Below are 13835 nucleotides of genomic sequence, written 5' to 3' on the forward strand. Positions count from 1 at the left end.
ATGGTTGTTTGTTCAGTTTTTCTGACCTTCTCTTAAACGCTAGTGTTCTTTGCCGTTTTTAGAAACTCCGCTCACTTCTTGTTCAAAAATTTTGTTTTCATCAAGCGTGAGATTGATCGTTTCCATCACTTCAAAAAAGGTGTTCAATTTTCCTTGAGGAATCTTTTCTTGAAGCGCTTCATTCAGCCTAAGCACAACTTCTTTCGAAGTCTCTCGCATTTCGTTTCCTTTTTTGGTGAGAAACACGCGCACCATTCTGCCGTCTTTTGAGTCGGCTTTTCTTTCGATGAGACCTTTCTCTTCCATTGATTTCAGCGTCCTTGTTAGGCTTCTGCTTTCCATCCCCATTTTGGGCCCGAGCTTGGTGGAAGGTGTTCCTTCTTTGTCGATATTCAACAGCACAAATCCTATTGACATGGTGCCTCCAAATTTGGCGGCTTCGTAATTGTAGAGTCTGGAAATCTTTGTCCAGGCCCATCGGATGTGAAAATCGAGCGTTTCTTCTGGTTTCATAAAAGTAAGTTGATCAGGCAGTACAAAGCTTTAAGAAAAAATGAAGAATTTCTAAAACCTTGTGACGGTTACGAATGTAGGAAAAATATGTTATGCACGCATAACAAAAAGAGGAAATTTGGGATTCCCTCCTACGCTGAAGCTTCGGAGGGCAAGGAGGGGGTTAAGGGATTGAGGAGAGTGCCGTAGGTACGACAGACATCAAGTCCCACTAAAATTGATTGTCGAATTGAAGGGCGCGAAACCCAGCGGTTCCAATGTTTGTAGTCAGCCGCCTATTATTCCTGCCGACCCCGGAGTGGGTCGAATGTTTCCTGAATGTCAGAGTAACTGATAAAAAGAGTGGATGCGACCTCGCTGGGGTCGAAAATAAATCGGGTAAATCCAATAAGCTACAAATATTCGATGCCATTGGCATCGTGAGCTGCATGCGGTTAATTTTTAATGATTTTTTTGCTTATCACCTCGCCTTCAAATCTCAGGTTAAGGAAGTACATCCCAGAGGATAAATGGCTCAAATCGATTTTGATTGTTGAACCGTGAATCGCGCAATCACTCTGCACAACTCTTCCCATCGCATTTCTCACCTCAATTTCTTGTGGCTTCAATCCTGGAGGGAAGTTGAGGGTGACTTCTCCTGACGTGGGATTGGGATAGAGACTGAACTCTTCTGGTGAATTCTTCTCTATTGATAAATCGAGGGCACATTGTCCGGGGCCGTCTTTTCCCATAGGGTGAAAGATAGAATCATTTGTGCTGAAGCAGATGAGTTGAGGGTATCCGCCATCGGCAAGCCAATCCCATGGCGGACTGAACAGTCCTGCTACACTGCCAATATTCAATTTCCAGATATCATTCTTCGCTTGATTTCCATTTTCCTCGATAATCGTTATCAGCCATTGTTCAGCGTCAGGATTTCCTCCTATTATGAGTACATCTGCCAAAAAAACTTCTGGTAAAAAGTCGGATTCAAAGTATACATCCTGAATGGTGTCTCCAGTTTGTGCGCCAAAGTCGTACAGAAGAAATTCAGCAGTCGAATCTTTTGGGACAAAATAGACTTTATTCAAATTGCTCCTGAGTGCACCTTTGTATCCACCCAGGCAAGTGTCAAGTTTGGAATAAGACAGTTCATTGATCAAGGTGTCTTCATTGTCCATGCAGTAATTGGTACTTTCAAAAATATAACCATTACCGCTGTAGATTGCGTTTATCCAGCGTGCATCAGATTCTGGGAATGATTCTGGTGAAGGTGTCTGGGATAGAAGGCCTGATGAGGATGTTATTATGATAGTTAAAAGTAGAAAAGGGTATAATTTAGACATGGCATTTTTGTAAAGTGATTTTCTAAAACTAAGAAAATCTATTCTTTCAAAAACTCCAATTCTTTCGAATCCCTGGATTCACAAAGGAGCTCACTTCTTCAACCTGCCGTCAATCATTTCGATTTCGCGGTCGGCCATGGCGGCTAGTTCCTCGTTGTGGGTAACGATTACGAAAGTCTGATTGAACTCATCACGCAGTTTGAAGAACAGGTCGTGGAGTTCTTTGGCGTTGGCCGAATCAAGGTTTCCAGAGGGCTCGTCAGCAAAAATTACATTTGGCTGATTGATGAGCGATCTGGCCACAGCCACACGCTGTTGCTCTCCACCAGAAAGCTCCGATGGCTTATGTGAGGCTCTGCTTTTCACTCCCAAAAAATCGAGCAGCTCGAGAGCACGGGTTTCCACTTCTTTGCGGCTCTTTTTGCCGATGAAAGCTGGAATGCAGACATTCTCCAAAGCTGTAAACTCGGGGAGGAGGTGGTGAAACTGAAAGATAAAACCGATGTGTTCGTTTCTGAACTTCGAAAGCTCTTTGGCCGACATCGTTTGAGTGTTTGTGCCATCGTAGGCTACAATCCCTTTGTCGGCTCTGTCGAGTGTTCCGAGAATTTGAAGGAGTGTTGTTTTGCCGGCACCGGAAGCTCCCACAATGGAAATTATTTCACCCTGTTTTATCTCAAGGTCGATGCCTTTGAGCACCTCCAGTGAGCCGTAGCTCTTGTGTATGTCTTTTGCAGTCAGCATTGGAAGTGCAATGATAGGAATTCTCTTTTTACAACAGCAGCAGAATGATCTATTCCATCTCGATGGTGATCGACATGCTTTGCGAGAGTTCAAAGCTGCAGTCTTTCCATTTGGGTTTTCCCATCAGAAATGGATTGTTGGAAAATCCATACTGCTCCGTGGGCATGTTGAGCATGTTGAGATCCATTTCTTCATTGCCGTTCTGATCGTTGATCACCGCCACGGCATAGCGTCCGGGCGCAAGACCTTTAAAAGTCGTAGTGATTTTTTCAGACTTAGGTTCGAGAATGGCCTCACGGTAGGTTTTTTCTTCGTCCAGGAATGTTTCTTCTGTGTTGTACACCGCAATTAAAAGTTTACCGTCAGCCGCATCTTCAATGTTGGTGAAAGTCACTTCAAGGGTGTGCTTCTCTTCAACAGTGGCAGTGTTACTGAAGCTAAAGAGAAAAGAGGTCAGAATAAAAAATACATTAGCCATATCAAGCGATTTTGCTGTTTTCAAATTCAAAAGTGATAAACAGAGGAAGGTGATTTTTGTTGCCTTTCGGAGCTCTTTTCATTCAATGGAGCACATTCTTTGAAATCCCCTCAAAAGCTTCTACTTTTGGCGGCAAATTCCACGAAAAAATGAACATTCACGAATATCAGGGTAAATCAATTTTAAAAAGTTTTGGTGTAGCCATCCAGGAAGGAAAAGTGGCTGACACCCCAGAGGAAGCTGCAAAAGCTGCTCAGGAACTAGGAAAAGAAACTGGCACAGAGTGGGCTGTAGTGAAAGCTCAGATTCACGCTGGTGGTCGCGGTAAAGGAACTGTTACTGAAACCGGATCTCACGGAGTTGTTCTCGCAAAAGGCCTCGATAAGGTTGAGGGAATTGCAAAAGACATCCTCGGTGGTCACCTGGTGACAGCTCAGACTTCCAAAGACGGAAAGAAAGTGAACAAGGTGCTTGTCGCACAGGACGTTTACTATCCGGGAGACAGCGAGCCGAGCGAAATCTACATGTCTGTGCTGCTCGACCGCGGAAAAGGTCGCAACATCATCATGTATTCTACCGAAGGTGGCATGGACATCGAGACGGTTGCGGAAAAAACACCTCACCTGATCTTCAAAGAAGAAATTGATCCTAAAGTTGGGATTCAGCCATTTCAGGCGCGCAAAGTTGCCTTCAACCTCGGCCTCAGCGGAACGGCTTTCAAAGAGATGGTGAAATTCGTGATGGCTCTTTACAAGGCCTACGAAGGTTGCGATGCTTCTATGTTTGAGATCAACCCGGTACTCAAAACTTCTGACGATAAAATTATCGCGGTGGACAGTAAGGTAACGCTTGACGATAACGCGCTTTACCGTCACAAAGATTACGCAGAAATGCGCGACAAAACCGAAGAGGATCCAACAGAAGTGGAAGCTGGCGAAGCTGGACTCAACTACGTGAAGCTCGATGGAAACGTTGGCTGCATGGTGAACGGAGCCGGACTTGCAATGGCCACGATGGACATCATCAAGCTCTCTGGTGGTGAGCCTGCAAACTTTCTCGATGTGGGAGGTACAGCAAATGCCGAGCGTGTTGAAAAAGCGTTTCGCATTATCCTCAGCGACAAATCTGTGAAGGCCATTTTGGTAAACATTTTTGGAGGAATCGTTCGTTGCGATCGTGTAGCACAGGGAATTGTGGACGCCTACAAAAACATGGGCGAGATGCCAGTGCCGTTGATTGTTCGCCTTCAGGGAACCAACGCAGAAGAAGCTAAGAAACTCATCGATGAGTCGGGCTTGAAAGCCGAGTCAGTAATCCTTCTTCAGGAAGCTGCCGACAAAGTGAAAGAAGCATTGTCTTAGTCGACTGATAAATAAAATTTTCTGAAAGTCCCGGTGAATTCGTTCATCGGGACTTTTTTTGTTTGATGCCTCAGTATTTCTGAGATTTAATACTCTTCCCGTTCTTTCACAGCTTCTTCTTGCCACTCTTCCAGTTGGGTGAGGAGTTTTTCGTAGTCATCGATTTTGCTAAAAACCATTTCGTTTTTCAGGAAGTGATAGTCTGCAATGGCTACAGGTCTGCAATCTTGCTGCTCTTCAGGATTTTCTGAAGGAATCATCACGATGTCAATCTCAAGCTGGTAGCCGTTTTTTTCCAATCGCTTCGAGATACTCCTCGTGTCGATCATGATCGATTTTCGTTCGTACCCTTCTTTCTGGTAACAAAGCAAGTAAAGGTCATTCGATGGCAGGCGCATCGTATAAGTTCCGTCTGAAGAGCTGTGGTGAAGGGTTGTGTCGCAGTAGAGGTTTATTACAGTTATTACTACTTCAGGCACACTGTGCTCGCGACCCAGGCTGTCTTCCTGCAGTGTCTGGCCGCGAAGTAGCAAGTTTATCGAAGAGTTTTGTGAGAGGGCAGAATTACTCACTAAAACGAACAGCGAACAAATTATCGCAAGGATGAATCTTGAGTTAGACATGAATAGGCGTTAAATAGTAAGGTCAACAGCGCAAAGTTATTCAAACAATGCATATAGTTTGTCAGGTTTATCCTATTCCTTACGTAAAAATTTATTCAGAGTTTCCGCACGGCCATTACCCCATCACGCAGGGGAAGCATCACGTTTTCAACCCGGTCGTCCTTTTGAACGAAGTCGTTGAATTCCAAAAGTGCCCGAGTGTCTTTGTCGTTTGGAGAAACTTCCTCGACCACCTTTCCGCTCCACAACACGTTGTCGGCCAGGATAAAACTGTTTTTCGGCAGTTTATCGATGAGCAACTTGTAGTAGTTGAGGTAGTTAGTCTTGTCGGCATCGATAAAAACCAGATCCCACTTTTCGTCCAACTTTGGAATGATTTCCAGGGCATCGCCAAAATGGCGCGTGATGCGCTCTTCCATTTTAGCCGCTGCGAAATATTTGTCCTGAATCGGCTCCAGCTCATCGTTGATGTCGATGGTGTGGAGGATGCCGCCATCGGCAAGCCCTTCTGCAAGACAAATGGCTGAGTAGCCGGTGTACGTGCCAATTTCCAAAATCCGTTTTGGGCGAACCATGTAACTGATCAAGCTCAAAAACCGGCCCTGAACATGGCCTGAGAGCATTCTCGGTTGTAGTATTTTTTGATGGGTTTCTCGGTTGAGGTTGTGAAGAGCTTCAGTTTCCGGGGTGGTGTGCTTGCTGATGTAATCGTCAAGCTTTTCGTCTAAAAAGTCCATTTGTCTTCTAAAATATTTAATTGTCGCATTCACTTCCAATTACGGAAAGAAAGAGTAACAAATCTGAGGCATTCACTTCTGAGTCGGTATTTAGGTCGTAGGTGCAGTTTCCATCGCAGCCAAAATCGGAGAGTAGGAGCAAAAGATCCGCGGAGTTGATAGATCCGTTAGAATCCAGGTCCTGAACACATCCTCCTTCGGGAAGCTCGTCTTCGTCCAAAAACCCATTGCAGTTGTTGTCGATTCCTTCGGCAGTTCCCGGTGCTCCGGGGTAAATCGTTTCGTCAGAATCGTTACAATCCGTGTTGCTCAACGAAAAGCCTTCTTCAAGTGTGCAAGTGACAATCGAGTCTTGAGGTGATCCAAATCCGTCACCGTCCTGATCGGTATAAGCAATAAATGCCTCGTCAATCGATTCTGGATTTTGGTCGTCACAATCCAATCCGCCAAACTCCACGCTGTCTTCGCCATCGCCATCCTGATCGAAATCTGAAAGACCATCGCAGTTCTGATCGACACCATCGTACCAAATTTCTTCAGCCTCGGGATTCACGGCCGGGTTCATGTCGTCACAATCTTCGAGGTTGGTAAAGCCATCGTTGTCGTTGTCGACAATTCCCGCACACACAAAAAATGCATCGATGCAGTTTTCTTCGAGGCAGGCAGCGCAGTCCTCTTCGGTGCCGAGACCACAAGGGAAGAAACAATTTTGGATGGCGCAGTTCATCTGCTCATTAAAGCATTCGATGCAGCTCACAGAAAGAGGAGTTTGCGTTTGAAGGCACTCCTGGAGGCAAGCTTCGGGATCGGGCTGCTGCAGACAGCTCGTTCCGCAAGAGGCCACCAGGCTTTGCACAAAGTCAAGATTTTCGGAGAGGTAATCGAGGTCGGCTTCATTGCAGTTTCCATCCTGTCCCGCTGCCGGGAAAGATAAAAGAGACAAACTGATGAAAGCTACCGCCAACGGTAACCATTTTAAAATGGCCATCCTCGCTAAATTTTTTCTAAAGAAACGAAATTGAAAATTGGTTTTCAATAGGGCGGTATGAATCTTCTACGCAAGAATTGCGAATGAGTTTGATCCAGAGCGAAGAAGCCCGTCAGCCACGAAAATTTTGTTTCTTGCAGAACGATTGCGCTCAGTCGCGATTTCAATTCATAAATTTGGCTCTGCTCAACAAAAACAGCTGAAATGTTTAAAGAACTTTACGATTGGTTTAGGTCTCTTCTCGAAGACAACACAGGTCTTTCCGGAGATTCACTCGAATTTGCCCTTCTCGGCCTCATGCTTCTGTCTGTGATCATCGTTTCGTGGATCGTGTTCAAAATTGTCCGCGAAACGCTTGTGAGCATCATCCATCGCTTTGCCAAAAGAACCACCTCCGAGTGGGACGATGTGCTGGTGAAAAGAAAGTTCTTTAGATATGTTTCGCTGCTGCTCCCGGGAGTGGTTTTACTGCTTTCGGTAGATGCTACTCTAACCGACTTTGAAGAGGCCATTCCATACGTCAACAGATTTGTCCGGATTTACTTCGTCTTCGTTTTTCTTTCCATTGTCAACTCCTTTCTCAACGCCCTGGGAGATGTTCTTCAGGGTTTTCCAGCATTTGAAGACAAACCCATTCGAAGCTATACTCAGGTAGGGAAAATCCTTTTCGCGCTTGTGGCTCTGATCTTTGTCGTAGCGATTTTGATGAACAAATCTCCGGTGTATATCCTCACGGGGTTGGGTGCTGTTACAGCCATTTTGCTCTTGCTCTTCCGCGATCCGATTTTGGGCCTGGTGGCGAGTATCCAAATGAGCACGATCGATATGGTGCGCATTGGCGACTGGATCACCATGCCGAAATACGGTGCCGATGGAAATGTGGTGGAAATCAATCTCACCTCCCTGAAGGTGCAGAACTTCGACAAGACCATCACCATCATCCCAAGTTACGCTTTCATCAGCGACTCCTTTACCAACTGGCGGGGGATGACAGACTCTGGAGGGCGAAGAATCAAACGCCACGTCAATATCAAAATCAGCAGCATTCGATTTGTCGATGACAAGCTGATGGAGAAGCTCAGAAAACTGGAAATTCTCAAGGATTACCTGCAGGAAAAGTCAGACGAAATTCAGAAATACAACCGTGACCACAACTTTGACGATGAGGTGTTGCTCAACGGTCGCAGACTCACAAACATCGGTGTTTACAGAATTTACGCACAGGAATACATCAAGCGAAACGAAAACATTCATCCCGACATGATCGCCATGGTGAGGCAGTTACAATCGGGCGAGTCGGGAGTGCCGATCGAGATTTACGCATTTAGCAAAAATCAGGAGTGGCCGATTTACGAAGGAATTATGGCCGACATTTTTGATCACTTGCTGGCGGCAACTTCTTACTTCGATCTCGAAATTTTCCAAAACCCATCGGGGGCCGACTTCCAGGCACTGGCTGCATTGCGCGAATCGAGCGAGTCATGAGAAAACAAAAGATGATCGTCCAGCTGGCCACACTCACGCTCGTGGGTATGAGCGCCATCGGACTGTTGATCGTTTACTACTTTCAGGAACGAACCATCCTCGAGCTTTTTCGTGGAAAAATTCCCATTTGGCAACAGCTCGGAATCGGGTTGCTGGCAGGACTTGCCAGCGGCTGGTGTGCGCAAAAAATTGTCGACCAACCTTTCATGGAAGAAGTAAACATTCGCTACAGCCGGATGATTGGTGAGCTTCACCTAACCTGGCCGCAAATTGTCTACGTTTCGCTGTCGGCAGGTATTGGTGAAGAAATCCTCTTCCGCGGAGCCATTCAGCCTTTTTTGGGAATTCTCATCACGGCAGTCATCTTCGTGGCCATCCATGGCTACCTCAATCCACGAGATTGGAAGATCAGCCTCTACGGACTTTTCATGACCGTTGTGATTTCAGTACTGGGTTGGTTTACCAGCGAATATGGAATTCTCATTGCCATTGTGGCGCACTCCATGATCGATCTTTATCTGCTGACAGTAATGAAAAGGCGGGAAGATGATGAGCCGGAAATTGCTGACGATGTGGTTTGGACCTGGAGCGATGACGAAGACTCCACCGAAATGGATGAACCGCAGGAAGAAGACTCCGACAAAACAGTCGGTGAAAACCTCTAGGGCATGGCAGAGGAACGAATTAACGGAGCGAGACTTCACTTGTCGCAACATCTTTATCTTTGCAGCCTATGGCTAAGAAAAACAAGAAAGACCGCGTAAACGTGGTGTATTCCACAAATCCAGATTTTGATTACGAACACGACCGTGAAGAAGAGCAGGAAACCCTGCCTCCGAAGGAACAGGACCTCCGCGTGATGCTCGACAAAAAGCAGCGCAAGGGAAAAGCCGTGACGTTGATTGAAGGATTTGTCGGTACTGATGATGACATGAAGGACCTCGGTAAAATGCTGAAGTCGAAGTGCGGAGTAGGAGGAACGGCTAAAAATGGCGAGATCCTGGTTCAGGGCGACTTTCGCGACAAGGTACTCGAGCTATTGAAAGACGCAGGCTACAAAGCCAAAAAATCCGGTGGCTGATTTAATGCCGTTGAAATTTTACAAGATTTTTTACCGATGGAAGAACTAATGGACATAACGGCCAAGTGCCAAATGGGGATGGAGGAAATCCTCCAGCGAGAATTGACAGAACTGGGAGCGAAGGAAGTCAAAACCGGCAGGCGTGCTGTTTACTTCAAGGGCGATACCAAACTACTCTACGCTGCCAACTACCGCTGTCGCACTGCGCTAAAGTTTTTGGTGCCGATTTTTCAGTTTACCGCCAGCAGTCCCGAAGAGCTTTACGAAGAGGCAGTGAAAAAGCCATGGGAAAAAATCATGCGCTGCGAGCAGACGTTCTCCACCGAAGCCAGTGTGCACTCACCGCACTTTACGCATTCCAAGTACGCGGCTCTAAAGTTGAAAGACGCCATTGCCGACAGTTTTAGAAAACACATGAACAAGCGCCCCGATGTGGATCCCGAAAAGCCTGATGTGGCTTTCAACCTGCACATCGATCGTACTGTGGTTACTGTTTCTATTGACAGTACAGTAGATCCACTTTTTAAGCGCGGCTATCGTCAGGGAGGTTCTTTTGCACCAATCAGCGAAACGCTGGCTGCGGGGATGATCATGCTCACCGGATGGCATGGCGAAAAAGATTTTTACGACCCAATGTGCGGTTCGGGAACTCTTCTGATGGAAGCCGCGCTGATTGCCGGAAATATCGCTCCGCAAAAGGTGCGCGAGGATTTCGGGTTTTTCCGCTGGAAAGATTTTGACGAGAAAATCTGGAAAGAAGTGCTAGCTGAAGCCGAAGCTGCCGAGCGCCCCATTGATTGCCATATTTACGGCAGCGACATCGATCGCAGGCAGGCCGAAACCACCAAACAAAACATGGAGGATGTCGGCATGGGCGATGTGATAGAAGTGGAGCACGCAGACTTTAGAAAATTACAGCCAAAGGGCGAAACCGGATTGATCGTGATGAACCCGCCCTACGATGAGCGACTCAAGTCTGAAGACATCGAAAAGTTCTACAGTGAGATTGGCGATGCCTTAAAACAAAACTGGAAAGGATTTAACGCCTGGATCATCTCGGCAAACTTTGATGCACTCAAGCGAGTGGGACTAAAGCCCTCGAGAAAAATTCCACTTCAAAACGGTGCACTCGACTGCAAGTTTCAGAAGTACGAAATGTATGCCGGTAGTAAGAAAAGGTCGAAAAATCCGGAGATGAAGTAAAAAAACCGCCTCGCGGGTATTGAGGCGGTTTTTGGAAAAAGCTTTCAGTAGCTACTTATTGCTTGATCATTTTTTTGGTGAGTAGCTGACCATTGGCATAGAGCGAATAATAGTAAACCCCGCTTGCGTGAGAAGCTCCATTCCAGGTTGTTGAGTAGATGCCTGATTGAAGATTCCCTTCCATTAGCACTTCTACTACTTTTCCAACTTTATCAGTGATTTCTAGTTTTACTTGAGCGTTTTCAGGAATTTCAAAATCAATTCTGGTGCGGTCCTGAAAAGGGTTGGGCACGTTTTGCTCTAGTTTGAGTTGGTTATCACTGCTGTCCTCTGACGAACTACCTGACTGCGTTTGATTTTTCAGGTTGCAGCAATCATCCGTGTCCTGCTGGACTTTTTGCATCTGGCTCGATATCGAATTCAATTTCTCCTCAAGCTTCTGTATTTTGTTTTCGAGCTCCTCTATGTCGTCATTCTTGCTTTTGGTGAGCGAGTCCTGAGTAGCAATCACCTGGCTCTGTTCATTAAAGCCGGCAATGAGGATGGGGATGAGATCCTGGTAGCGGACGGCTTTGAAGGTAAAAGGTTCAATTTCTTCACCATCTTCATTGACTCTGCCTGGGGTCGTCACTTCGGTTACTAGCTCGGGCAAAACTCCTTCTAGCTGCTGGGCTATCACTCCATAGCACAACCCCTCTTCTAAGCTGAGTTCCGTAATACTTGGGTCAAAATTGTAAATCTTCGGTTCAATTTGTGCTAGTATTCCAGAAGCATCTTCAATGGGATTAATATTCTGCTTTAGGTTCTCGTCACTCGTTGTGTATCCATTAGACGAGTACACTCTTCCATTAAAAAATCCAGCCCAGTGATTTTGGTTGACAGTAGCGTTCGCATATCCATAGATGCCATATGCTCTGCCAATACTTGCAGCATTATTTGCATATCCTGAAACTCCTACATTATGAGAATGGTGTGCGTCTTGTGTACTTATTCCATCTACTCCAATGGCCCTGGTTCCCTCAAAAAATACTTGGTCTCTTGTAGCTGTTCCTCTGATTCCAATAGGCTGTCTTCCGCCATGAGCCCAAAAATAGCCTCCATAATTGAACATGAAAATCTCTTCGTAAAAGTTTTCAGAATATGAATAAATCCCATATTTATCTTCTGATGTTCCTGTTTCATGTCTGGCAATGTTTCTCACATTTAGAGCAATGTCGTCAGTAGAATGTGGTCTCTCTCCAAAATATTGCACGTCTAATCTGGCCCGGGGTTGCCCATAATTAAAATTGGTGCCATCATTCAAGCCATGTGGCATAGTGCTGAAATCACCTATACCCACATTTCCCCAAGGTGTTAGTCGCATTGTTTCAAGTCCTTGTTCTGTTGTGCCAGGACCGACTTCATCAGACCTTTGTAAAAACAAAGAACGAAAGAAATCTGCATCCTCTTCACCTGTCTGGCACCCCCAGGCCAATACGGCATCAGTAAAGTTCTCGAAAGGACTTGGGAAGAGGCTCGGAGTTGGGCTTTCCATAAGTCCGCAATAGAGAAAATCTCTATTTGCAACGTAAGAGGTTCCAACATTAAACCAATCTCGATGGAGGTTTATATCAATAATACCCGAACGAAGGTCGAGCATTGACCAACCTAAAAAATTCTCACCATTGAGTCCTAAAGACACCCGTTGTGCATTTTGGTCGCTTTCGCCATTCAAACCATTCCAAAGTGGTTGTTCAGAAATTCGAAACCTTTGAAAATTGTTGGTGGAAATTAAGATGTCCGCATTACCATCGTTGCGTAAATCCAGGTCTACATCGTCTGTGGCATCAAACCCTAACCAATTTGAAAGTGCCGGAGTATGGTTGAGCGATGTAACTTGAGAATATGTCATTGTGCAGGTGACAATGAAAAAGCATGTAATTAATATTCGTTTCATGATTGTCTAGTTTATAATCACAATTCGTTTTTCCATTATTCCTGCTTGCGTATATACCTTTATAATGTATGTTCCTGACTCAAGCTTCATATGTAAATTCTCGAAACTCATGTTAGAATAGTCTGAAACTAATCTGCCTGAGATTTCAAAGATTTGAATACGAATAATTCTGGAGTCGCAGCTCAAAAGTATGTTGCCGTTAGATGGGTTTGGGAAGACACTTAAGTTCGTTTCTTTTGGAAGTGTTTCTGTTACTTCTGTAATGAACTCACAACTATCTGGGTGAGTAGTTAAGCAGAAGTCATCAAAGAAATAGTAAGAAAGCGCATCGTACTTTTGTCCTTCGATGATTTGAGCGATTTCTGTGGCAGAATCACCGAAGAAATTTCCAAAAGCCACAAACTGGTATGCTGAGTCAGCAACAAAAGAAAATGATATTTCCGTCCAGTTCGTGGTGTCAGAGACAATCGCAGGTGAGCTGAAGGTACTAAAGTTTTCAATGGTATCAGACTCTCCTGTTGGTAAGTAGTTATCTACCATAAATAGGCAGCCTAGATTATTAGAAAACAAATTGGCCACGTTATGGCGATAAGCGGCAGAAACAAAGAATGTCATATAATAGGTCTGACCTAACTCTAAAGGCTGAGTTAATTCAACGCCAAAATATTCGCGGGCATTCTCTTGACTAGGACTGGAGCTGTAACTTACTGCTCCAAAAAACCCTTCTCCAGTTCGTGGAGTTTGATATCCAATGGCATTATTCCACCCAAGATTCTGATTCTGAGTGCAGCTATTGAAGTAATCAGAGGTACCTCTGAATTCATGCCAGCCACTAACAGATGTTTCGATTGAACTCAGGGTTTCTGGACATTCAATTAATTCCTCCCCACTGGGGTTTGGTATTAAGTTTTGGCCACTCCCAGGCTTTACCAAAAACGCAAACAAAAGGAATACAGAAAAACGAATCATGATTGATTTAGTATGTGATATTTGAAATAGTTAAGGTTAGTCCTCACTGACGCAGAGGTGCTCGTGAATCAGCAATTTTTGAATTGCTTGTAATTCAGGGTGGATTTTAATTTGGCCCTTGCAAAGGGCTAAGTGGGATGCTGAGCAAATAGTCGCCCTCGATCCCTGCTGCTATTTAGTTTGCGGGGGGGGGGGTAGGTTTTTCATAATGGTTTTGGTGTTGTTCTGCTTGTTAAGTTAGAAAAAGTTTTTGAGAGTCTGGTGGTTGGGTTGGGTGTAAAAAACCATCACAGTCTATCAGTGAACGGATGAATGACATAGTTTCCATCTAACTATTTAGTACAGCAAAGTCTCCTGCGCATCGCAAGGATCGGCCTTGAGCTCGCGCAAGA

Annotated in this window: 14 protein-coding genes; 5 read left to right on the top strand and 9 right to left on the bottom strand. The window is 45.2% G+C overall.

What is annotated here, in order from left to right:
• Nucleotides 1-39: 39 nt before the first annotated feature.
• The 4 genes from ABHV44_RS12380 to ABHV44_RS12395 all read right to left on the bottom strand — a co-directional run bounded on the left by ABHV44_RS12380 (nt 40) and on the right by ABHV44_RS12395 (nt 3060).
• Complete coding sequence (locus ABHV44_RS12380) at nt 40-513, bottom strand: MarR family winged helix-turn-helix transcriptional regulator (RefSeq protein ID WP_459075013.1); 474 nt, start codon at nt 511-513, stop codon at nt 40-42.
• Between the two features lie 434 nt (nt 514-947).
• Nucleotides 948-1838 carry a T9SS type A sorting domain-containing protein gene (locus tag ABHV44_RS12385; protein WP_459075014.1) on the bottom strand — a complete coding sequence of 297 codons (891 nt, stop codon included), beginning with the start codon at nt 1836-1838 and terminating at the stop codon, nt 948-950.
• Nucleotides 1839-1928: 90 nt separating this feature from the next.
• Nucleotides 1929-2582 (bottom strand): ABC transporter ATP-binding protein, encoded by a 654-nt coding sequence (locus ABHV44_RS12390; RefSeq protein ID WP_459075015.1) that lies wholly within the window; start codon nt 2580-2582, stop codon nt 1929-1931.
• A 49-nt stretch (nt 2583-2631) separates the two neighbouring features.
• A complete protein-coding gene (locus tag ABHV44_RS12395) occupies nt 2632-3060 on the bottom strand; it encodes a DUF2141 domain-containing protein (RefSeq protein ID WP_459075016.1) in 429 nt (142 codons plus the stop codon).
• A gap of 149 nt (nt 3061-3209) precedes the next feature.
• On the opposite strand from ABHV44_RS12395, the gene sucC reads away from it, so the two are divergent.
• The gene (gene sucC, locus ABHV44_RS12400; protein WP_459075017.1) at nt 3210-4421 is read left to right on the top strand and encodes an ADP-forming succinate--CoA ligase subunit beta; all 1212 of its coding nucleotides are present in this window, start codon (nt 3210-3212) and stop codon (nt 4419-4421) included.
• Between the two features lie 86 nt (nt 4422-4507).
• Here sucC and ABHV44_RS12405 read toward each other — a convergent pair whose 3' ends face one another.
• The 3 genes from ABHV44_RS12405 to ABHV44_RS12415 form a co-directional block, all read right to left on the bottom strand.
• Nucleotides 4508-5044, bottom strand: a complete 537-nt coding sequence (locus ABHV44_RS12405) for a hypothetical protein (RefSeq protein ID WP_459075018.1) — start codon at nt 5042-5044, stop codon at nt 4508-4510.
• Between the two features lie 95 nt (nt 5045-5139).
• Nucleotides 5140-5781: an O-methyltransferase gene (locus tag ABHV44_RS12410; protein WP_459075019.1), complete on the bottom strand. Its 642-nt coding sequence runs from the start codon at nt 5779-5781 to the stop codon at nt 5140-5142.
• Nucleotides 5782-5797: 16 nt separating this feature from the next.
• Entirely contained in the window at nt 5798-6769 is a 972-nt protein-coding gene (locus tag ABHV44_RS12415; protein ID WP_459075020.1) for a putative metal-binding motif-containing protein, read from the bottom strand.
• A 204-nt stretch (nt 6770-6973) separates the two neighbouring features.
• Here ABHV44_RS12415 and ABHV44_RS12420 point away from each other — a divergent pair, with 204 nt between their 5' ends.
• From ABHV44_RS12420 to ABHV44_RS12435, 4 genes are all read left to right on the top strand, one after another.
• Complete coding sequence (locus ABHV44_RS12420; protein ID WP_459075021.1) at nt 6974-8254, top strand: mechanosensitive ion channel family protein; 1281 nt, start codon at nt 6974-6976, stop codon at nt 8252-8254.
• Nucleotides 8251-8919, top strand: a complete 669-nt coding sequence (locus ABHV44_RS12425; RefSeq protein WP_459075022.1) for a CPBP family intramembrane glutamic endopeptidase — start codon at nt 8251-8253, stop codon at nt 8917-8919. Before ABHV44_RS12420 ends, ABHV44_RS12425 begins: the two co-directional genes overlap by 4 nt.
• 68 nt (nt 8920-8987) lie before the next feature.
• Nucleotides 8988-9335 carry a translation initiation factor gene (locus ABHV44_RS12430; protein ID WP_459075023.1) on the top strand — a complete coding sequence of 116 codons (348 nt, stop codon included), beginning with the start codon at nt 8988-8990 and terminating at the stop codon, nt 9333-9335.
• Nucleotides 9336-9371: 36 nt separating this feature from the next.
• The gene (locus ABHV44_RS12435; RefSeq protein WP_459075024.1) at nt 9372-10538 is read left to right on the top strand and encodes a THUMP domain-containing class I SAM-dependent RNA methyltransferase; all 1167 of its coding nucleotides are present in this window, start codon (nt 9372-9374) and stop codon (nt 10536-10538) included.
• A gap of 55 nt (nt 10539-10593) precedes the next feature.
• Here ABHV44_RS12435 and ABHV44_RS12440 read toward each other — a convergent pair whose 3' ends face one another.
• Together ABHV44_RS12440 and ABHV44_RS12445 are read right to left on the bottom strand one after the other, a co-directional pair.
• A complete protein-coding gene (locus tag ABHV44_RS12440; RefSeq protein ID WP_459075025.1) occupies nt 10594-12474 on the bottom strand; it encodes a tail fiber domain-containing protein in 1881 nt (626 codons plus the stop codon).
• Nucleotides 12475-12480: 6 nt separating this feature from the next.
• On the bottom strand, nt 12481-13443 hold the full coding sequence (locus ABHV44_RS12445) for a T9SS type A sorting domain-containing protein (RefSeq protein ID WP_459075026.1): 963 nt from the start codon (nt 13441-13443) through the stop codon (nt 12481-12483).
• Nucleotides 13444-13835: the final 392 nt, after the last annotated feature.

The sequence above is a fragment of the Halocola ammonii genome, from assembly GCF_049334165.1.
Classification (GTDB): Bacteria; Bacteroidota; Bacteroidia; order Flavobacteriales_D; family Sanyastnellaceae; genus JBEGHD01.